General features: G+C 44.9%; 21 protein-coding genes and 1 pseudogene. 15 read left to right on the top strand and 7 right to left on the bottom strand.

Annotation, left to right across the window (positions count from 1 at the left end):
- Window positions 1-15: 15 nt before the first annotated feature.
- Together trpS and M3221_RS05765 are read right to left on the bottom strand one after the other, a co-directional pair.
- Window positions 16-1008 (bottom strand): tryptophan--tRNA ligase, encoded by a 993-nt coding sequence (gene trpS, locus M3221_RS05770; RefSeq protein WP_251270548.1) that lies wholly within the window; start codon window positions 1006-1008, stop codon window positions 16-18.
- Window positions 1009-1071: 63 nt separating this feature from the next.
- Entirely contained in the window at window positions 1072-1443 is a 372-nt protein-coding gene (locus M3221_RS05765) for a DUF3899 domain-containing protein (RefSeq protein ID WP_251270547.1), read from the bottom strand.
- Between the two features lie 346 nt (window positions 1444-1789).
- Between M3221_RS05765 and M3221_RS05760 the strand changes: the two genes are divergently transcribed.
- The 11 genes and pseudogenes from M3221_RS05760 (at window position 1790) to pepF (ending at window position 12757) form a co-directional block, all read left to right on the top strand.
- The gene (locus M3221_RS05760) at window positions 1790-3445 is read left to right on the top strand and encodes a peptide ABC transporter substrate-binding protein (RefSeq protein ID WP_251270546.1); all 1656 of its coding nucleotides are present in this window, start codon (window positions 1790-1792) and stop codon (window positions 3443-3445) included.
- A gap of 79 nt (window positions 3446-3524) precedes the next feature.
- Window positions 3525-4457 carry an oligopeptide ABC transporter permease gene (gene opp3b / locus M3221_RS05755; protein WP_251270545.1) on the top strand — a complete coding sequence of 311 codons (933 nt, stop codon included), beginning with the start codon at window positions 3525-3527 and terminating at the stop codon, window positions 4455-4457.
- Complete coding sequence (opp3C, locus tag M3221_RS05750; RefSeq protein WP_251270544.1) at window positions 4454-5458, top strand: oligopeptide ABC transporter permease; 1005 nt, start codon at window positions 4454-4456, stop codon at window positions 5456-5458. Before opp3b ends, opp3C begins: the two co-directional genes overlap by 4 nt.
- Before the next feature lie 19 nt (window positions 5459-5477).
- Window positions 5478-6545: an ABC transporter ATP-binding protein gene (locus M3221_RS05745; protein WP_251270543.1), complete on the top strand. Its 1068-nt coding sequence runs from the start codon at window positions 5478-5480 to the stop codon at window positions 6543-6545.
- Window positions 6545-7483 carry an ABC transporter ATP-binding protein gene (locus M3221_RS05740; protein WP_251270542.1) on the top strand — a complete coding sequence of 313 codons (939 nt, stop codon included), beginning with the start codon at window positions 6545-6547 and terminating at the stop codon, window positions 7481-7483. Before M3221_RS05745 ends, M3221_RS05740 begins: the two co-directional genes overlap by 1 nt.
- Window positions 7484-7575: 92 nt before the next feature.
- Window positions 7576-8169 (top strand): GNAT family N-acetyltransferase, encoded by a 594-nt coding sequence (locus tag M3221_RS05735; RefSeq protein WP_242232371.1) that lies wholly within the window; start codon window positions 7576-7578, stop codon window positions 8167-8169.
- A gap of 232 nt (window positions 8170-8401) precedes the next feature.
- Complete coding sequence (gene spxA, locus M3221_RS05730; protein WP_045850634.1) at window positions 8402-8797, top strand: transcriptional regulator SpxA; 396 nt, start codon at window positions 8402-8404, stop codon at window positions 8795-8797.
- 213 nt (window positions 8798-9010) lie between these two features.
- A complete protein-coding gene (gene mecA / locus M3221_RS05725; RefSeq protein WP_242232370.1) occupies window positions 9011-9652 on the top strand; it encodes an adaptor protein MecA in 642 nt (213 codons plus the stop codon).
- A gap of 37 nt (window positions 9653-9689) precedes the next feature.
- Window positions 9690-10475 carry a competence protein CoiA gene (locus M3221_RS05720; protein ID WP_251270541.1) on the top strand — a complete coding sequence of 262 codons (786 nt, stop codon included), beginning with the start codon at window positions 9690-9692 and terminating at the stop codon, window positions 10473-10475.
- Window positions 10476-10508: 33 nt separating this feature from the next.
- Window positions 10509-10874: pseudogene (locus M3221_RS05715) on the top strand (hypothetical protein); the annotation flags it as partial.
- 68 nt (window positions 10875-10942) lie between these two features.
- A complete protein-coding gene (gene pepF / locus M3221_RS05710; RefSeq protein WP_251270539.1) occupies window positions 10943-12757 on the top strand; it encodes an oligoendopeptidase F in 1815 nt (604 codons plus the stop codon).
- A 246-nt stretch (window positions 12758-13003) separates the two neighbouring features.
- On the opposite strand, the gene M3221_RS05705 is transcribed toward pepF, so the two are convergent.
- The 4 genes from M3221_RS05705 to M3221_RS05690 form a co-directional block, all read right to left on the bottom strand.
- Window positions 13004-13822 carry a ClpXP adapter SpxH family protein gene (locus tag M3221_RS05705; RefSeq protein ID WP_251270630.1) on the bottom strand — a complete coding sequence of 273 codons (819 nt, stop codon included), beginning with the start codon at window positions 13820-13822 and terminating at the stop codon, window positions 13004-13006.
- 5 nt (window positions 13823-13827) lie between these two features.
- The gene (locus M3221_RS05700) at window positions 13828-14226 is read right to left on the bottom strand and encodes a globin domain-containing protein (RefSeq protein WP_242232367.1); all 399 of its coding nucleotides are present in this window, start codon (window positions 14224-14226) and stop codon (window positions 13828-13830) included.
- A 119-nt stretch (window positions 14227-14345) separates the two neighbouring features.
- Window positions 14346-14972, bottom strand: a complete 627-nt coding sequence (locus M3221_RS26240; RefSeq protein WP_311316124.1) for a lytic transglycosylase domain-containing protein — start codon at window positions 14970-14972, stop codon at window positions 14346-14348.
- A 4-nt stretch (window positions 14973-14976) separates the two neighbouring features.
- Entirely contained in the window at window positions 14977-15549 is a 573-nt protein-coding gene (locus M3221_RS05690) for a CYTH domain-containing protein (RefSeq protein ID WP_251270538.1), read from the bottom strand.
- A gap of 130 nt (window positions 15550-15679) precedes the next feature.
- Between M3221_RS05690 and M3221_RS05685 the strand changes: the two genes are divergently transcribed.
- The 4 genes from M3221_RS05685 to M3221_RS05670 are packed head-to-tail and all read left to right on the top strand — an operon-like array spanning window position 15680 to window position 18397.
- Window positions 15680-16060, top strand: a complete 381-nt coding sequence (locus tag M3221_RS05685) for a UPF0738 family protein (RefSeq protein ID WP_251270537.1) — start codon at window positions 15680-15682, stop codon at window positions 16058-16060.
- 15 nt (window positions 16061-16075) lie between these two features.
- A complete protein-coding gene (gene yjbM / locus M3221_RS05680; RefSeq protein WP_251270536.1) occupies window positions 16076-16693 on the top strand; it encodes a GTP diphosphokinase in 618 nt (205 codons plus the stop codon).
- Between the two features lie 26 nt (window positions 16694-16719).
- On the top strand, window positions 16720-17514 hold the full coding sequence (locus M3221_RS05675) for an NAD kinase (RefSeq protein WP_242232363.1): 795 nt from the start codon (window positions 16720-16722) through the stop codon (window positions 17512-17514).
- On the top strand, window positions 17492-18397 hold the full coding sequence (locus M3221_RS05670; RefSeq protein WP_251270535.1) for an RluA family pseudouridine synthase: 906 nt from the start codon (window positions 17492-17494) through the stop codon (window positions 18395-18397). The genes M3221_RS05675 and M3221_RS05670 overlap by 23 nt, the downstream gene beginning before the upstream one ends.
- Before the next feature lie 35 nt (window positions 18398-18432).
- Here M3221_RS05670 and prpE read toward each other — a convergent pair whose 3' ends face one another.
- The gene (gene prpE, locus M3221_RS05665) at window positions 18433-19179 is read right to left on the bottom strand and encodes a bis(5'-nucleosyl)-tetraphosphatase PrpE (protein WP_251270534.1); all 747 of its coding nucleotides are present in this window, start codon (window positions 19177-19179) and stop codon (window positions 18433-18435) included.
- Window positions 19180-19332 lie beyond the last annotated feature (153 nt).

Genomic DNA, 19332 nt, shown 5'->3' with positions numbered 1-19332 from the left:
AAACCGGAACGTTTTTTATTTGCGTTTGCGGCCGAGACCCATCGCATTTTCCATTTTTTTAAGCATTTTACCGGCTCTAAAGCGGGCTTTTTCAGCGCCTTCGTCTAGGATCTGGTCTAGCTCATCAGACTCGATTAATGCATAGTAGCGTTCCTGAATCGGTGCTAAATGCTTGATGACAACATCGGCTGCTGCCTGTTTAAAGTCCCCATAGCCTTTTCCGCTAAACTGCTGTTCAAGATCCGCAACCGAAATTCCTTCAAGTGCTGAGTAAATAGACAGAAGGTTTGAGATGCCAGGCTTGTTTTCCTTGTCGTACTTTACTACGCCTTCCGAATCGGTTACGGCACTTTTGATTTTTTTCTCGATTTGCTTCGGTTCATCCAAAAGCGTAATAAATGCTTTTTGGTTTGGATCGGATTTACTCATTTTTTTCGTTGGTTCCTGCAGAGACATGACCCGTGCGCCTTCTTTCGGAATACGCACTTCAGGAATCGTGAAAATATCATTGTATTTTCGGTTAAACCGCTCCGCCAAATCGCGTGTCAGCTCAAGGTGCTGCTTTTGATCTTCGCCAACCGGCACCAGGTCAGTGCCGTAAAGCAGGATATCCGCTGCCATGAGAGGAGGATATGTAAGAAGTCCGGCTGATACCGCTTCTTTACCTGCAGATTTGTCTTTAAATTGTGTCATTCGCTCCAGCTCTCCGATGTAAGAGACACACTGAAGCATCCAGCCCGCCTGTGCATGAGCAGGCACTTCTGATTGGATAAATAGGGTTGCTTTAGAAGGATCAAGGCCTATAGCCACGTAAAGCGCCGCCAGGCTGCGGATATTTTTGCGCAGCGCGAGGCGGTCCTGCTGAACGGTAATGGCATGCTGGTCTACAATACAAAAAAAGCAGTCATAGTCTTCCTGTAATTCGACAAACTGCCGCATAGCGCCGATATAATTACCCAATGTAACAGAGCCGCTTGGCTGAATGCCGGAAAAAATTGTTTTCATCATTAGTCCACTTCACTTCGTTTCATCTTGATATGTGTTCCATTATAAATAAAACAAACTGAATATTCAAGATGACAGGAAATAAGAAGAAAGCAGGGTCAAAAGAGCAGCGGCACCTCCAGTTAACAGAAGTGGAAGGGTCCATTTTGAGAATGTACGCTTTTTGTATTCTTCATGGGGTGCGCCCGTTTTGTCCAAGTCATCAAACCGTGCTGTATAAGCGCCTTCTTTTGAAGAGGTGCGCAGCTGTTTGAATCCAAAACTAATGCCATTAAAAAATCCTTTTCCAAATACCAGCATGCTTGCCCCTATGATAAAGAAAAACAATCCGCCCATAAAAGCAGCATTTACAAAAGCGATCAGATGGGAAGGCTTCGTTAAACTGTAAAAAAGTGAACCTGCCAAAAGAACAAAAGCTAAAAAAATATTTTTTCCCATTTATGTTTACTCCTTCCGTAAATCAGGTAAAAAAGTATAAAGAATATACTCGATTATAAATAAATCGGTTATGTTTCATTGTGTATATTATACAAAACATATTATATTTATAAAGCAATATAGTTAAAAATTACTATGGGAATGTAAGTGATTCATAGGATAGATTGAAGGAAAAGCGCTCTTTGGAGCGCTTTTTTTGTTTCACTAAACTATTAAATTTATGTAATGGTTGTAAATAAAACGTAAATAAGTTATTGCAATAAAGTGAATTGACAGTATATAATATTAACAAATCTTCTGAATTCTTAGGAAGGTCAAAATATTATAAAAGGGGAGGCATTCATCTATGCACAAGAAAAAGCTTTCGATTTTCCTTGTTTTGATGCTTGCAGTCAGTGCAGTGCTCGCAGCTTGTAGCGGCGGCTCGTCCGATTCCGGTAACAGTGGTCAGACATCTGACGATGGCGGCGGGAAAGAAAATGTACTGAATTTATCAGAAACGCAGGATATCCCGAACATGGACTCTGCTCTCGCCACAGATGCTGTTTCATTTGCTGTAATGGATAGTGTTATGGAAGGGCTTTATCGTCTCGGTGAAGGCGACAAAGCGGTAGAGGGGATGGCAGAAGGGGAGCCGCAAATCAGCGAAGACGGTAGAACGTGGACAGTGAAACTTCGGGACGCGAAATGGTCCAACGGTGAGCCTGTCACAGCCAATGATTTCGTTTATGCATGGCGTAAAGCATTAAATCCGGATACAGCTGCAGAGTATGCGTATATCATGTATGACTTGAAAAATGCACAGGCCGTCAATACCGGAAAAATGAAGCCGGAAGAATTGGGTGTAAAAGCCATCGATGAAAAAACGCTTGAAATCCAATTAGAGAATCCAGTTCCATATTTTAAAGAATTACTGACGTTTGCTACATTCCTTCCGCAAAATGAAGCGTTCGTGACGGAGCAGGGCGATCAATATGGACTTGAAGCCAATACAGTTCTTTACAATGGTCCTTTCACACTTGCTCAATGGAAGCATGAAGACCGTTTCGTAATGAAAAAGAATCCTGAATATTGGGATGCAGATACTGTAAAGCTTGAAACTATTAATACAAAAATTGTGAAAGACACACAAACGGATGTGAATTTATATGAAAGCGGCGAATTGGATCGCGTCAAGCTTTCATCTGAGTTTGTAGATAAATACAAAGAGCAGGAAGGCTTCCAGACCGTAAAAGAAGCATCTGTTTTCTTCCTCCGTTTAAACCAGACAACGAATGACGTCTTGAAAAACGTAGATGCGCGCAAAGCGATCGCCATGGCTTATGACAAAACAGGCATTACAGATACACTGTTAAATAACGGTTCTGTACCGGCGGATTATTTTGTGCCGGCTGAATTTGTTCAAGGCCCAGACGGAAAAGATTTCCGTGAAACGGCAGGTACGTATCTAGAAACTGACATTGATGCAGCAAAAGAGCATTGGGAAAAAGCAAAAAAAGCAATTGGACAGGATACGGTTGAGCTTGAGCTTTTAAGTTATGACGATGACTTGTCAAAGAAAGTAACAGAATATTTAAAAGAACAGCTTGAATCAAATCTTGAAGGTCTAACCGTAAATATTAAATTGCAGCCATTTAAACAAAAACTTGACCTTGAAACGGCGATGGATTATGAAATGTCTTTATCAGGCTGGGGTCCTGACTATCCAGATCCAATGACGTACCTGGATATGTATGTAACAGAAGGTGCGCATAACCAGTCAGGTTATTCAAACCCACAAGTGGACAAGCTTGTTCAGCAAGCAAAAACAACACTTCTAACGGACGAACAGGCGCGTTGGGATGCTCTTGTTGAAGTTGAAAAATTGATGCTTGAAGACGCAGCTATTGCGCCAATTTATCAGCGTGCACGCGCTTATTTAACCAACCCGGATGTGGAGGGAATCGTCTATCACAAATTCGGACCAGATTACTCATTGAAATGGGCAGAGGTTACGCGTTAAGTAAGCAGAGGAGGGCAGGTGCAAGCGGGCCTGCTCTCTTTTTACCTGTTAAAAAAATAAAGTGAAGGAGGGACTAGTCATGGTGAAATACACATTAAAAAGACTTTTTTACATGGTGCTGACACTGTTTATTATCGCAACGATCACTTTCTTCTTAATGAAACTCCTCCCTGGCTCGCCACTTACCAATCAGGAAAAATTATCTCCAGAGCAGCAGGAAATCATTTTAGACAAATATGGCTTAAATGACCCCGTTCCTGTTCAATACGTGAATTACATGACCAATTTGCTGAAAGGGGACTTAGGTTTGTCGTTTGCATATGATAATCGGCCGGTTTCCCAAATGATCGGCGAACGCATTGGGCCGTCAGCAGAACTCGGATTTCAAGCGATCATATTCGGTACCGTTATTGGTATCCTGCTTGGAGTGATTTCAGCCCTAAAACACAACACCATAATCGACTACGCGGCGACGACGATCGCCGTGCTTGGCATTTCGATTCCTTCATTTGTGTTCGCCGGCCTTCTCCAATATTTCGTTGGTGTTCAATGGCAGTGGCTGCCGGTTGCTTCGTGGGAAGGCTTTGAATACACGATTATGCCGACTTTGGCGCTATCTGTATTTGTTATTGCTACAGTCGCACGTTATATGCGCTCGGAGCTGTTGGAAATTTTAAATTCTGACTACATTACACTAGCACGCGCAAAAGGGGTCAGTGCACCGTCGATTATGATCAAGCATGCCATTCGGAATGCCCTTATTCCCATTATTACACTGCTTGGACCGCTTGCTGTTAATATCATGACTGGCTCGCTGGTTATTGAGCGTATTTTTGCGATACCAGGAGTGGGTGATCAGTTTGTTCGCTCCATTAATACAAATGATTTTACTGTTATTATGGGGACCACTTTATTTTATAGTGTGCTGTTTGTAGTCGTTGTTTTTATTGTTGATGTACTCTATGGCGTAGTGGATCCGCGCATTCGTGTAAGTGGAGGTGGACGGAAATGAGTCAAATGGAACCAAAACTATTTGAAATTCAAGGTTCGCGCGCACATGAAGCAGAAAAAATGGGCCGCCCAAGCTTAAACTTCTGGTATGATGCATGGCTGCGCCTTCGCAGCAACAAGGGTGCCATCTTCGGACTGGTGCTGATTGCGTTAATTGTCTTGATGGCAATTATCGGGCCGTCGATGAGCGGTTACACATACAAACAGCAAAATATTCAGCATGCTAAGCTGCCTCCAAAAATTGCAGCGCTCGAAAATGTTCATTGGCTTCCGTTTGATGGACGCGATAAAGATGGCTTTGATGTGTATGAATCAAAAGGCGTAAAAGAGTATTACTGGTTCGGGACAGACGACCTCGGGCGGGATTTATGGACACGCGCCTGGTATGGCACGCGCATCTCTATCTACATTGGCGTGCTGGCAGCAGTCATTGACCTGTTAATCGGTATTGCATATGGCGGTATTTCCGGGTACTATGGCGGCCGCCTGGACAATGTAATGCAGCGAATTATTGAAATTTTAATGGGGATTCCGCAGCTGATTGTGGTTATCCTGTTTATTCTCGTATTTGAACCAGGTATTCTCTCCATCACGATGGCCATGGTCATCACTGGCTGGGTAAACATGGCGCGGATTGTACGCGGGCAGTTTTTAAAGCTGAAAAACCAGGAGTATGTATTAGCTTCAAGAACACTCGGTGCTTCAGGCGGCCGTTTAATATGGAAGCATTTAATGCCAAATGTGGTCGGACCGATTATCGTTACAACGATGTTTACCATTCCAACCGCTATTTTTACCGAAGCCTTTTTGAGCTTTATCGGTCTTGGGATTGCACCGCCGGAAGCCTCGCTTGGCTCATTGGTCAATGACGGCTTTAAATCAATGCAGATGTATCCGCATATGCTGATTATTCCATCTGTTATTATCAGCTTGCTGATTTTAAGCTTTAACCTGCTTGCAGACGGACTTCGCGATGCCCTGGATCCGCAAATGAAAAAATAAATAGAAAGGAGGCATTTTTATGGAGAAAGTGTTAGATGTTAAAAACTTACACGTTTCATTTGATTTGCATGCAGGAGAGGTAAGAGCGGTGCGGGGAGTGGAGTTTCACCTTGAGAAAGGAGAAACACTGGCCATTGTCGGTGAATCCGGCTCCGGGAAATCGGTTACCACAAAAGCGCTCATGAGGCTTATTCCAAATCCGCCGGGCCGCATTAAAGAAGGGCAGATTTGGTTTGGAGGACGCGACCTTTCCGAGCTGACCGAAAAAGAAATGGAGAAAATTCGCGGTAAGGAAATATCAATGATCTTTCAGGATCCGATGACTTCATTGAATCCGACGATGAAAATTGGCAAACAAATTATGGAGCCGCTGATCAAGCATCAAAAAATGAGTAAAGAGGACGCGTACAAGCGGGCGGCCGAATTACTGACACTTGTTGGGCTGCAAAATCCAGAAATGCGTATGAAGCAGTTTCCCCACCAATTTTCAGGCGGGCAGCGCCAGCGGATCGTGATTGCCATTGCACTCGCCTGCAATCCAAAAGTATTGATTGCGGATGAACCAACAACAGCTCTTGATGTAACGATACAAGCTCAAATTTTAGAATTGATGAAGGAGCTTCAAAAGAAAATCGATACAGCGATTATTTTTATTACGCATGATCTTGGTGTTGTGGCGAATGTTGCGGACCGTGTTGCCGTGATGTATGGCGGGCAGATTGTAGAAACGGGAACCGTTGATGAAATTTTTTACGATCCGAGGCATCCATATACATGGGGACTTCTGTCTTCCATGCCAAGTCCGGATACGGATCATGAAGCAGAACTTCGGGCTATTCCGGGCACCCCGCCGGATTTAATCAATCCACCAAAAGGCGATGCATTTGCTCTTAGAAGCGACTACGCAATGGCGATTGATTTTGAACAGGAGCCGCCGCTTTATCAAGTATCAGATACACATTTTGTGAAATCGTGGCTGCTGCATGAACAGGCACCAAAGGTTGAACCGCCAGAAATCGTAAAAATGCAGCGCCGCTCCATGCCGGGAAATTATGATAAGCCTGTGCTGGCCGGGGAGGGAATGTAATGGAAAAGCTTCTCGAAATAAAAGGATTAAAGCAATACTTTAATGAAGGAAAACCAAATATGGTTAAAGCGGTTGACGATATTAGCTTTGACATTTACAAAGGTGAAACGTTAGGTCTTGTCGGAGAGTCTGGATGCGGAAAGTCTACAACCGGACGCACGATGATCCGGCTGTATGACGCTACAGGCGGCCAGGTGCTCTTTAACGGACAGGATGTGCACGGTAAAAAATCGCGAAAAGAACTTATGCAGTTTAACCGAAAGATGCAGATGATTTTTCAAGACCCTTATGCTTCATTGAATCCACGTATGAAAGTATCAGATATTATTGCGGAAGGCATCGATATTCATGGGTTAGCCAAGTCGAAAGAAGAGCGTATGAAAAAAGTATACGAACTGCTTGAAACAGTTGGGTTAAACAGGGAGCATGCCAACCGGTATCCGCATGAATTTTCAGGCGGCCAGCGCCAGCGTCTCGGTATCGCTCGTGCGCTTGCGGTGGAGCCTGATTTTATTATTGCTGATGAACCTATTTCCGCACTGGATGTATCCATCCAAGCACAAGTGGTCAACTTAATGAAAAAGCTTCAAAAAGAAAAAGGGTTAACGTATTTGTTTATTGCACACGACCTGTCAATGGTGAAATATATTTCCGATCGAATTGGCGTCATGTACTTCGGTAAGCTGGTGGAGCTTGCGCCGAGTGAGGTGCTATATAAAAATCCGCTGCATCCATACACAAAATCATTACTGTCCGCTATTCCACTTCCGGATCCAGACTATGAGCGCAGCAGAGTACGAAAAGTGTACTCACCGGATGTTCATCAGTACGGAGCGGATGATCGGGTGGAAATGCGTGAGGTGGCGCCGGGTCATTTTGTTTACTGTTCAGAAAAAGAATTGAATCAATTTCAAAAAAGCTACGAAGCGGCCCGATAAGCGGCCGCTTTTTTAAATTATAGGTTTAAGCGTTAAAAAACGGTCTATATTATATAAGAAGCACTTAATATAGGTAAGCAAAGGAGACATGCATGAACTGGTATGAAAAGTTGAATCAATATTTTCCGATTGAAGAAATGAAGGCAAAAGAACAAATCGATGTACTGCTCGCTGAACGCGGCGATGTTTACCATAAAGATGAAGGTCCGAACCACGTACTCATTTATGTAGAGTTTGACGGGTTTGTTTTTGTCGACTATCTTTTTGTGTCCAAACAAGCAAGGGGACAGGGACTAGGCAAAAAACTGATTAATGGATTAAAGTCGAAAAACAAACCGGTCATTCTTGAGGTTGAACCGGTTCAATATGAGGATACGGATACAGAAAAAAGACTTCGCTTCTATGCCCGTGAAGGATTTGAACATGCTTCTAAAATCGGCTACCGCCGGCGTTCGCTTGCGACCGGCCGGGAAACGGTGATGGAAATTCTTTATTGGAGCCCAAGCGGGGCAGATGAGGAAGATATTTACGAAGCGATGGTTCGGACATATCGTGATATTCATAAGTATAAAGACAAAGAAATTTACGGAGCTCCTTTTGCACCGGTAAGCGAAACCCTTTCCTTTATAGATAAAGAAGAGCGTGAGAATATTCTTGAGCCGTTTGAATCCTCACAAAAAGTTTAAAAAGGTGCAGCTTTGACGTTTAGTTGACACATTCACCGGGTACAATGTATTTGTAAGTAAAAGATAATTGTTGATACAACTGAAAACGATATTCAATTGGCTGTCATTTCGTGGTATAATACATATGTAGCCGGTTGTTGAGGAGTTTCACTTATCTATGAAATCTCCATGAACGTTCGATTCCTCAAATTGACAGGTATTATATATTTTATTTAAGGAGTGTGAATGAGGAATGGTTACACTATACACATCACCAAGCTGCACCTCATGCCGAAAAGCAAAAGCGTGGTTAGAGGAACACGAAATTCCTTACGTGGAACGCAATATTTTCTCAGAGCCGTTAAGCATTGACGAGATCAAAGAAATTTTGCGTATGACGGAGGACGGAACGGATGAAATCATTTCAACACGTTCGAAAATTTTCCAAAAATTGAATGTTGATCTTGAAACACTTCCACTTCAAGATTTGTTTGAATTGATCCGCCAAAACCCAGGATTGCTTCGTCGTCCAATTATTATGGATGAAAAGCGCCTGCAAGTTGGTTATAACGAAGATGAAATTCGTCGTTTCTTACCGCGGAAAGTTCGTACTTTCCAGCTGCTTGAAGCACAACGTATGGTTAACTAATTGACAAAGAAAAATTCCTGCCCGGTATGCAGGAATTTTTTATTTTTTTTAACCGTTTTAGCTTGAAGAACGCAGAAAATTCAGTTAGAATGTGCAGACACCTAAGTCTTTCTGTTTTCATTTACGCCTTGTTTATCATACAATATAAAGAAGGGATGGGGATATGTTTCCGCACCCCTGTGAACCCTCTAAATGGAAGGGAGAGACCGCATAATGGAAATTGAACGCATTAATGATAACACGGTGAAGTTTTTCATATCATATGTTGATATAGAAGAACGGGGCTTTGACCGCGAGGAAATCTGGTACAACCGGGAACGCAGCGAAGAACTGTTCTGGGATATGATGGAGGAAGTCCACGATGAAGAAGATTTTACAGTGGATGGGCCTCTTTGGATTCAAGTGCATGCACTTGATAAAGGTTTGGAAATTTTGGTTACCCAGGCAAATCTGACAAAAGACGGACAGCGTCTGGAACTGCCATTTACAAGCGATAAAATGGATGTAAATGGGCAGATCGAAGACTTGCTTGATGAACATTTTGACCGTTCAGAAGAAGACGATGCGCCGCTTGATTTTGTTCTTGCATTCCGTGATTTTGAAGACGTTATCGCGCTTAGCAATCGCGGCGGTCTCGATTACTTGACCACTTCCTTGTATGCGCACGAAAATCGTTATTATCTGTTTGTTGAGTTCGCGGACGATCGTTTCCAGGAAGAAGAAATTGACGATGCGCTCAGCATTCTGCTTGAATATACGCATGAATCCCGCATGACGATCCATACACTTCAGGAATACGGAAAATGCATCATGCCTGAAAATGTATTCGAAACCGTTCGTCAATACTTTTCATAACCAGCGTCCTCTTGACATGTCAAGAGGATGCTTTTTTTTGCAAAAAAAAGGAAGTGACCTCCCGCTTGTCGAATCGTATAAAATGAAAGGAGAGGATATCTGTATGCTGTCGGCAGTGAATCGACAAGGAAAGCCGGTCGTATTGGCCGGGACAGAAGCCAAGTCACTAGCTCTTCGTTTAAAAAATACTCCGCATTACTGCCCGCAATGTGGCAGCCCTGTCATGATTAAAGCAGGGAATGTTAACATTCCACATTTTGCCCACATTTCCCACACTTTATGCCAATCATTTTCAGAACACGAATCTCCCAGGCATTTAACCGGAAAAGCAGACTTATTTCAATGGATTACCCAAACAGCAGAAGCAGAATTGGAAGCATGTCTGCCAGGCGGAGATCAGCGCCCGGACATTTTAACAGGAAATATAGCGGTTGAGTTTCAGTGTTCTTCGATTTCCGCTGCTTTATTTAAGGAGCGGACAGAGAAGTATACAGCGCGTGGAATGATTCCGTTTTGGATATATGGCGGCAAGCCGGTTGAGCGGAAAGGGAGCTGCGTAAAGCTGACGCCTTTTCAGCGGCTGTTTTTGCGTTTTCACCCTCAGCTGGGCTTTTATTTTTTGTCGTATGACCCTGAACGAAAAGGATTTACGTTATATAAAAACATCACTCCGCTTACGGTAACACTTTGTGCAGCACACCAGCGCTTTATTCCTATTCAAGACATGGCGTTTCCTCCGTCCGCTTCGGGCAGCGAAAGAGATGTATCTGACCTGAATACCTTTTTTGATTACAGGCGGAAATGGATCGATCAGACCTGCTAGTTTGACCGGGGGCAGCGGCACCCTTTTCTTCAAGCGGTTTATGCATCCGGCCGTAATCCTTATTTGCTGCCGGAACACATCGGGCTTCCTGTCCGCAGCAGCATAGCGATTCGGAATCATCCGATTGAATGGCAGTTTTATCTTTTGCTGGAGCTGGAGAAGCGTCCGGCTAAAGAAATTATTCGACGCCGAATCGAGCTTGGACATATAAAAGAGCAGCCGTTGCCGCTTGCCAGCGGAAAAACACCGGAGATGGCCGCTGTAGAATATGCCGCGCTGTTGGATGTAATCAGAAATCCGCTTTCTTTGGACAGCCCTTCGCTCGGTGTGAAGCTGGAAAAAGAAAAAGCCTTTACAGAGGTATTCGGGGAGACTGTTTTAGACAAGCTGATTTTTTGAGATGAAAAACAAAGGATTATATAATAAGGAAGGAGAATGGTTATATACATAAAAGGAGGTTTTTGGAGATGGCAGAAAATGCAGTAAAACAGCTTCCGGCACGTTCTGAGGTGCCGGAGGAGCTGAAATGGCGTCTTGAAGATATTTTTGTAACGGATGAAGAGTGGGAGAAGGAATTTAAAGCGCTTCAGACACTTGCAGGAGAAGCCTCTTCCTATAGAGGGACCCTTGATGAAAGTGCAGAGCAGATGTATGCCTTTTTCTCCTGGCAGGATGTTCTGCTTGAGCGGATGGGCCGTCTATATACGTATGCGCATATGCGCTACGATGAAGATACTCAAAACGCCCATTACCAGGGCATGAATGACCGGGCTAAAATGCTGTATACGCAAATTGCAGGAGCGCTTTCGTTTGCCGATCCTGAAATTTTGTCGATTGACGAAGAAAAAGTAAACGGGTTTGTCGCATCCCATGAGCCGCTCCAATTGTACAAGAAAGTGCTGGATGACTTAAATAAGCAGCGTCCGCATGTTCTGTCTGCAACAGAAGAGAATTTACTGGCGCAGGCATCAGATGTATTAGGCTCATCGAGTGCAACATTTGGAATGCTGAATAATGCTGACCTGGAATTTCCGGTTATCCAGGATGAAAACGGAGAAAGTGTACAAATTACACACGGCAACTACGTGCGGTTTCTTGAGTCATCGGACCGCCGTGTTCGAGAGGAAGCTTTTAAAGCCGTGTATGCCACCTATGGAAAATTTAAAAATACATTTGCTTCCACGCTATCCGGCCAGGTGAAACGGGATAATTTTTCTGCAAGTGTACGCCATTATAACAGCGCGCGAGAGGCAGCACTGTCACGTAATCATATTCCTGAAGAGGTATACGACAATTTAGTGGCTACCATTAACAAAAATCTGCCGCTGCTTCACCGTTATGTGGCGCTGCGCAAGCGGGTACTTGGTCTTGATGAACTGCATATGTACGATTTGTATACGCCGCTTGTAGCAGAAGGCAAGTTTGATGTAACGTATGACGAAGCGAAAGATCTTCTTCAAAAAGGTTTACAGCCGCTCGGAAAAGAATACATCGAGATTTTAACGACAGGGTTAGAAAGCCGCTGGGTCGATGTAGTGGAGAATAAAGGAAAAAGAAGCGGGGCTTACTCCTCCGGTGCTTATGGCACAAATCCTTACGTTCTGATGAACTGGCAGGATAATGTAAACAATTTGTTTACACTTGCTCATGAATTTGGGCACAGCATTCACAGCTATTATACACGTGCGAGCCAGCCGTATATTTATGGGGACTACTCTATTTTCGTGGCAGAAGTGGCTTCTACGTGCAATGAATCCATTTTAAATGATTATTTGCTGAAAGCAACAGACGATGAGAAAAAACGCATTTACTTGCTGAATCATTTTCTTGAAACATTCCGCGGCACGATTTTTCGCCAGACGATGTTTGCAGAATTTGAACACCTGATTCATGAAAAAGCGCAAAAGGGAGAAGCACTGACAGCAGACGGCTTAAGTGAAGCTTATTACGCACTGAATAAAAAGTATTTCGGTGATGATATGGTTATTGATGAAGAAATTGCACTTGAATGGGCACGCATTCCGCATTTCTATTATAACTATTACGTATATCAGTATGCGACGGGCTTAAGTGCAGCGATTGCGCTGTCTTCACAAATTTTAAAAGATGGCGAGCCGGCTGCCCAGCGGTACATTAATGAGTTCTTAAAAGCAGGAAGCTCTGCGGATCCAATTGAAGTATTAAAGCGTGCAGGCGTTGATATGACGGAAGCAGGTCCAATTGAAGCAGCCTGCCGTGTGTTTGAGGAAACACTGGATGAAATGGAGAAATTACTGGGTTAATTTGTAAGTTAACGCTGTCAAATCCATTATTATGTCGATTTTGTGAATTGAAGGGTCATTCCTTGCAAAAAATGTGCCACACATGGTACGATGAGGTCGTGAAGTTGATCACAAACAAACATATACCCCTTTGTTTGACCGTGAAAAATTTCTCCCATCCCCTTTGTTCGTAAGAAAGAGCTCCGCTTCGGCGGGGCTTTTTCTATTTGGATGCAAAAAAAACACCAGCATCCGATGCTGGCGTTTTTACTGAATATATTCCCAAAAAGTGCCGTGCTTCGTATAGATCCTGCGGACTTTTCGCTGCAGAAGCAGTTTTTTCATTTCGCATTCTGTCTGGCTGTCGGTCCAATCATAAACGCCTCTTATTTCACTTGTAGCCGCAATGCGAAAGTATTGCATAAATTCTTCAAGTGAAGGCGGGTCAAGCGGTTCTGGTATTTCTTCTAGAATTTCCTGCAAAATTTGTACGTAAATATCATAGGAGTAAAGGCCAGCAATTTTAATACCTTCATCTTCAATGCGTTCATTAAAAAATACGATCGTCGGCGCTTCGTCCACATCCATTTCACATGTGACCGCTAAATCACTTTGAAAGGCTTTTGTGGCACCAGCTGAATAAATATCATTTAAAAACTCGCTTTTGTCGAGCCCCGCCTCTTCAGCACAGCGGGTTAACACAGCTATATCTGCGACATTCTCTTTATCTAAAAATAATTGCTCCTGGATTCTCCGGAGGAACTTACTGCCGGCCCGTTTTCCTTGCAGCTCAGCTGCTTTGATGGCAATAGATGCAAGAAAAGGAGATTCGATAGTCTCTTCCTCCCAGACGGATTCCTCGCAGGCAAGCCCGCTTTGCTCGACTGCAAGAAGAGGCTTAGCTGTATTCAAGGCAGTCAGCTTGCCGGTTAATACCTGCTTCAACTTGAAATAATGGCCGTATTCTACTTGCAGCTTCCGAATAAGGGGGTCGAGCGCCCAGCAATCCGGGCACAAAGGATCAATAAATACATAGAGTTCGAGCGGCTTTTGCCGGGCAGAGCAAATACGTTCAGGCAGTTGCATCGAATTCACAAAGCATCACCCTTATCATCCGGCTGGTTCACCATATGAAACGCCGTTTGTTTAAGTCGTTCAAAAAAGAAAACACGCAATTCACCGGTTAAATGCACATCATCCATTGCCGCATTCATGCACTCCAGCCAGGCTTCTGCGCGTGCTGGCGTAATAGGGAAAGGCAAATGGCGTGCCCGGAGCATCGGGTGCCCGTGTTCATCTGTATAAAGGCTTGGTCCACCTAGAAATTGAGTTAGAAATTGTTTCTGCTTTCGGGCAGTTTCGGTTAAATCGTCGGGAAAAATCGGCGCAAGATCCGGATGCTGCGAAACGCGGCTGTAAAAAACGTCCACCAGTTCTGAAAGCTGTTTCCCGCCAATGATGTCGTATGGAACATTGGATTGCTCGGCCATAAACGTTACTCCTTTTTCCTCGTAATGTATCTTCATTTTAACAAGGCTTTCGACATAAAACAAATGATAGGATTGAGGGCATATCTCCAAAACATTCCTTTTCTTTAAAAAAACCGGCTCTACGCATTGTAGTAGCCGGTGATCTTTTTTACATAGTTTTGTGTTTCATTGAATGGCGGGATGCCGCCATACTTCTTTACGTTGCCCGGCCCTGCATTATATGCAGCGAGCGCAAGGGAAATGTCTCCATCAAACATATCGAGCATTTGGCGTAAATATTTCGTTCCGCCAAATACGTTTTGTTCTGGGTTCATTGAATCTTTAACACCGAGGTAGCTTGCAGTGCCCGGCATTAACTGCATAAGCCCTGAAGCGCCCGCGTAGCTGACGGCATTCGGGTTAAAATTGGATTCCTGTTTAATCACAGATTGGATCAATTTTTTCGGAACATTGTACTTCTCGGCAGCCCGAGTAATGATATTATCAAAATCTGTTTTAGGTGCGGCTGCAATGTCGGCGCCGGCTTTTGTGAAGAGGGCTGGTGCAGATGCTGCAGAAGAAGCGGCACTTACAGAAGCGGAGGTCCCGGCTTGAATAATTTCAAGACCCTGCGCAAGCGCCTGCTGCAAAATAGAGCCAAACACATTGCCTGTCCCAGCGACAGAAGAAAATGGAGAAGTGGTTCCTGTTCCAGCGGCTTTAGCGACAGTCGTGTTGATCATCGTGTTGAAAAAGTTTGTATCCACGTTGTTAGTTTCCCCCATGTTGTGTAAGTGCGTGATAGAAACGGCGGATTTTATTTTCTGCCGGTGTGTAGTCGATGCCATATTTCTTCAAAAGCTGATAAAAAACATCTTCTCCAGAAGCATCCTTTGCTTCATATTCAATCTCGTAATCTTCCTGCCCGAGATACGTGCTATGGTCAAACACGAGCAGGCCGCCTTCGTAAGCCATCTCTGCCCGTGTTGTTGAAAGTGTGCCAAAGTGAGCGAAATCGGCCGCGCCAGCGCGGCCAGCCGCCCGGCTGATGACTTTATTATCAGGAAGGGTGCCGGCTAAGGCGTCCTTCACTTCAAGTTGTGATAATGAAACCGTTGATTCTAAAAGACCTGTATCTGCTGGTTCTTTCAGCGTCATTTCCGCTCGTCCGCCCTTTTCACGGATGCGAAGCGCGGCGCCGGCTTCTTTAAGCAAAAAATCTGGTGTATCAAAATAGTGGTTGGACTGCTGTTGAAAAGGTCCTGGATTAAAAGCGGCGACAAGCTGATCAAACTGTGTTTTTGTAACCACACATTTAAATTCAATTTCAATTTCTTCCTTCATCGTGTCCGCCTCATTTTCCATAATGTTCTTCTTTTATTGTATCCTGTTCGAACCGTGTTTGAAAGAGTAAAATGTGGTAAAATGTTTACGAAGTTTTGAATGAACGGTTGTTGTAAAGGAGAAGTGAAGAATGAGAACGAAATGGCATTTTACAAAAACAGAATGGGCAGGCGAAACGCTTCGTCTTTTATCAGAGGAAGAGGTACAGGTCACACACTTAAAGCCGGTCTCCCAGGTGATTACCGATTCAGACGCCGCGGCTTTTGTGTATCTGGCGGAAGCAGAGCCGGGCTATGTTTATCTATATGTACACGAGAGTACGTGGGAAGAAGTAAAGAGAGCGATTGACGGCGGACACCCGGTTGAAGCAGCCGGAGCGGACGGTACATTTCTGCTTGCCTCATTTCATGAGGAAATGAGCGATCTGCTTGTCAACATCGAAGGAAACAGCAACTACGGCGAAGAAATGGTAGAGAAAGTGGAACGTGTTTTTTTCGCCGAACAGCGCTAATGGAGGACACCGTGCATGGACAACTGGGATGAGTTTTTAGTACCGTACAAGCAGGCGGTAGAGGAATTAAAAGTGAAGCTGCGCGGCATTCGCAAGCAGTTTACACTGGAAGACGACCGTTCACCAATCGAATTTGTGACAGGACGGGTAAAGCCGGTTCCAAGCATCTTAGATAAAATGGAAACGAAACGAATTCCAAGGGAACGCATCCAGCAGGATATGCAGGACATTGCCGGGCTGCGCATGATGTGCCAGTTTGTGGATGATATTAAAATCGTTGTAGAGATTTTGCGCAAGCGGAAAGATTTTAAAATCGTTGAAGAAAAAGATTATATTTCCCATAAAAAGCCAAGCGGCTACAGATCCTATCATGTAGTCATTGAATATCCGGTACAGACCATTCACGGGGAAAGAAAGCTGCTCGCTGAAATTCAAATCAGAACGCTTGCCATGAATTTCTGGGCGACCATTGAGCATTCGCTGAATTATAAATACAATGGCGATTTTCCGGAAGAAATTCAAACAAGGCTGCAGCGTGCGGCAGAGGCCGCTTTCCGGCTGGACGAGGAAATGTCCTTGATTCGAGAAGAGATCCAGGAAGCGCAGCTGTTTTTCACAAAGAAAAAAGAATGACTACTAAACGGCAGGGGTGAGGCAGAATGAAGTTTGCGATTACATCAAAAGGGGACGCCAAGTCCAATGCATTAATGCATAAAATCCGTAATTACCTGACGGATTTTAAATTAACATACGATGAAAGCGAGCCGGATATCGTCATTTCGGTTGGCGGAGATGGAACGCTTCTCTACGCGTTTCACCGGTATAATGGACGTCTTGATAAAACGGCATTTGTCGGGGTACATACGGGGCATCTTGGTTTTTATGCGGACTGGACACCGGATGAAATTGAGAAGCTGGTAATCGCCATTGCGCGGACGCCCTATCAGATCATTGAATATCCACTTCTTGAAGCGATTATCCGCTATCAGGATGGAGGTAAAGAAACACGCTATTTGGCCTTGAATGAATCAACCGTCAAAAGTGTGGATGGAACACTCGTAATGGATGTGGAAATTCGCGGCGAGCAGTTTGAGCGTTTTCGCGGCGATGGCTTGTGCGTATCAACGCCATCTGGCAGCACAGCCTACAATAAAGCGCTTGGCGGAGCTATTTTGCATCCGTCAATCCGTGCCCTGCAGCTGGCGGAAATGGCATCGATCAACAACCGTGTGTTCCGGACTGTTGGCTCACCGCTCATTTTGCCGGCTCACCATACGTGTATTTTAAAACCGGTTAACCGGCCGGATTTTTTAGTGACCATTGATCACTTAACAATTTTGCATAAAGATGTAAAATCCATTCAATATCGTGTTGCCACAGAAAAAATCCGTTTTGCCCGCTTCCGGCCGTTCCCATTTTGGAAAAGGGTGCATGATTCCTTTGTCAGCAGTTAATGGAAAGCCATTTGAATTGTGCTGGACTGCGGATGAGGATGGACTACTGCTCCGAACCTTTTTAGCGCAAAAGGAGATCTCTAAGCGTGCTTTAACGGATATTAAATTTACCGGCGGGCTGATTGAAGTAAATGGCCGCGAAGTAAATGTCCGCCATGTGTTATCCGCAGGAGATGCCGTACGGGTAGTGTTTCCGCCCGAAGTACCATCAGGCGGACTCGAAGCGGAGCCGGTCGATCTTCCGGTTTTATTTGAGGATGAAGCGCTGATCGCTGTCGCCAAGCCGGCGGGCATGAACACGATTCCGTCCCGCGAGCATCCATCCGGCTCGCTTGCATCCGGCCTGCTCTGGCTGTATAGGGAGCAGGGGCTGCAGGCAACGGCACACGTCGTTACCCGGCTGGACCGCGACACATCAGGGATTGTCCTTGCGGCGAAAAACCGATACGTGCATCATTTAATGTCTGAGATGCAAAAGCAAAAAAAGGTGTTCCGTCAGTATGAAGCACTTGCGGAGGGTGTTTTTGAGCAGGCATCCGGTTTTGTGGAAGCGCCGATTGGCCGCCGGGACGACAGCATTATCGAACGAATGGTGCGTGAGGACGGCCAATATGCCCGGACGGTTTACAAAGTGATCCTGCAGTACGATGATTTTGCCCATGTGGCTGTTAAGCCGGAAACCGGGCGGACGCACCAGATTCGTGTTCATCTTGCCCATGTTGGTCATCCGCTTGCAGGCGATGATTTATATGGAGGCAGCAGGAGCCGTATAAACAGGCAGGCACTTCACTGCGGATCGCTGTCGTTTCACCATCCTGTAACAGGCGCGCCTGTCGATCTTACAATGCCCATGCCAATGGATATGAAAAATATGGTTATATAGAAAAAACCGGGTTCCACTATGGAACCCGGGTTTTTTTATGAAACATCGCTGAATGAACGGAATTTTTCTCGAACGAGCGGCTGCTGGGAATCCACCGATAGGATTTCACGCTCCGGCCAGCGCAGTGCGGTCAGCTTGCCGCCAAATACACAGCCGGTGTCGATATTGATGGTGTTGCCGATCGCGCGCGGCGCGCTGACAGGCGTATGGCCGTACACAACATATGCATCTCCTACGTACTTTTTTGCCCAGTCGCGGCGGACAGGGGAGCCATCCGGATGTTTTTCACCTGTAATGTCTCCGTAAAGCACAAACGTTTTTACACGCGCATCAAATCGGCCAATATAGTCGGCACGTATCCCGGCGTGAGCAATCACAAGCCGCCGGTCTTCAAGCACGTGATAGAGCGGTGACTCTTCATACATAGACAGGAACCGTTTTCTAAGCAGGCGGTATTCATTGGCAGGCATGGAATCAAGCTCTGCCACTGTTGTTTCCAGTCCGTGTGTTTCCTGAACGTTGTTGCCAAGAAAATACCGGTACAGCTTATTGCAGTGGTTGCCTGGCACAAAAAGGGCATTTTGCTCTTCAAACAGCCGGCAGACAACGTCCATTACCCGGACCGAATCCGGGCCCCGGTCGGTTAAGTCGCCGACAAAAGCCAGCGTCCGCCCATCCGGATGAATAGGGATACCTTCGTCCCATTTGTATCCAAGCGTATGCGTAAGCATATGAAACTCATCGAAACAGCCGTGTATGTCTCCGATAATATCCAGCTTCATTCAATCGCTCCCCATTCATTTTTGTCTACTGCACTAGTATAATCCGTTTGGAGAAAATTTAAAAGCCGAGCAAAGCTGGCTTGATATTCGTTGATTTTTTTGGCAATCATGATAAGATTAACACTAGGTACTAATAACTTGTATAAATGGAGG

It is taken from the genome of Domibacillus indicus (genome assembly GCF_023715895.1).
GTDB classification, from domain to species: domain Bacteria; phylum Bacillota; class Bacilli; order Bacillales; family Domibacillaceae; genus Domibacillus; species Domibacillus indicus_A.
The sequence above is the reverse complement of the archived record's forward strand: the minus strand, read 5'-3'. Positions and strand labels throughout refer to the sequence as shown.

What these genes read in the sequence shown, in the direction of transcription:
- trpS (WP_251270548.1), bottom strand. Translation starts at nt 1,008, where the DNA reads ATGATGAAAACAATTTTTTCCGGCATTCAGCCAAGCGGCTCTGTTACA.
- M3221_RS05765 (WP_251270547.1), bottom strand. Translation starts at nt 1,443, where the DNA reads ATGGGAAAAAATATTTTTTTAGCTTTTGTTCTTTTGGCAGGTTCACTT.
- M3221_RS05760 (WP_251270546.1), top strand. Translation starts at nt 1,790, where the DNA reads ATGCACAAGAAAAAGCTTTCGATTTTCCTTGTTTTGATGCTTGCAGTC.
- opp3b (WP_251270545.1), top strand. Translation starts at nt 3,525, where the DNA reads ATGGTGAAATACACATTAAAAAGACTTTTTTACATGGTGCTGACACTG.
- opp3C (WP_251270544.1), top strand. Translation starts at nt 4,454, where the DNA reads ATGAGTCAAATGGAACCAAAACTATTTGAAATTCAAGGTTCGCGCGCA.
- M3221_RS05745 (WP_251270543.1), top strand. Translation starts at nt 5,478, where the DNA reads ATGGAGAAAGTGTTAGATGTTAAAAACTTACACGTTTCATTTGATTTG.
- M3221_RS05740 (WP_251270542.1), top strand. Translation starts at nt 6,545, where the DNA reads ATGGAAAAGCTTCTCGAAATAAAAGGATTAAAGCAATACTTTAATGAA.
- M3221_RS05735 (WP_242232371.1), top strand. Translation starts at nt 7,576, where the DNA reads ATGAACTGGTATGAAAAGTTGAATCAATATTTTCCGATTGAAGAAATG.
- spxA (WP_045850634.1), top strand. Translation starts at nt 8,402, where the DNA reads ATGGTTACACTATACACATCACCAAGCTGCACCTCATGCCGAAAAGCA.
- mecA (WP_242232370.1), top strand. Translation starts at nt 9,011, where the DNA reads ATGGAAATTGAACGCATTAATGATAACACGGTGAAGTTTTTCATATCA.
- pepF (WP_251270539.1), top strand. Translation starts at nt 10,943, where the DNA reads ATGGCAGAAAATGCAGTAAAACAGCTTCCGGCACGTTCTGAGGTGCCG.
- M3221_RS05705 (WP_251270630.1), bottom strand. Translation starts at nt 13,822, where the DNA reads ATGCAACTGCCTGAACGTATTTGCTCTGCCCGGCAAAAGCCGCTCGAA.
- M3221_RS05700 (WP_242232367.1), bottom strand. Translation starts at nt 14,226, where the DNA reads ATGGCCGAGCAATCCAATGTTCCATACGACATCATTGGCGGGAAACAG.
- M3221_RS05690 (WP_251270538.1), bottom strand. Translation starts at nt 15,549, where the DNA reads ATGAAGGAAGAAATTGAAATTGAATTTAAATGTGTGGTTACAAAAACA.
- M3221_RS05685 (WP_251270537.1), top strand. Translation starts at nt 15,680, where the DNA reads ATGAGAACGAAATGGCATTTTACAAAAACAGAATGGGCAGGCGAAACG.
- yjbM (WP_251270536.1), top strand. Translation starts at nt 16,076, where the DNA reads ATGGACAACTGGGATGAGTTTTTAGTACCGTACAAGCAGGCGGTAGAG.
- M3221_RS05675 (WP_242232363.1), top strand. Translation starts at nt 16,720, where the DNA reads ATGAAGTTTGCGATTACATCAAAAGGGGACGCCAAGTCCAATGCATTA.
- M3221_RS05670 (WP_251270535.1), top strand. Translation starts at nt 17,492, where the DNA reads ATGATTCCTTTGTCAGCAGTTAATGGAAAGCCATTTGAATTGTGCTGG.
- prpE (WP_251270534.1), bottom strand. Translation starts at nt 19,179, where the DNA reads ATGAAGCTGGATATTATCGGAGACATACACGGCTGTTTCGATGAGTTT.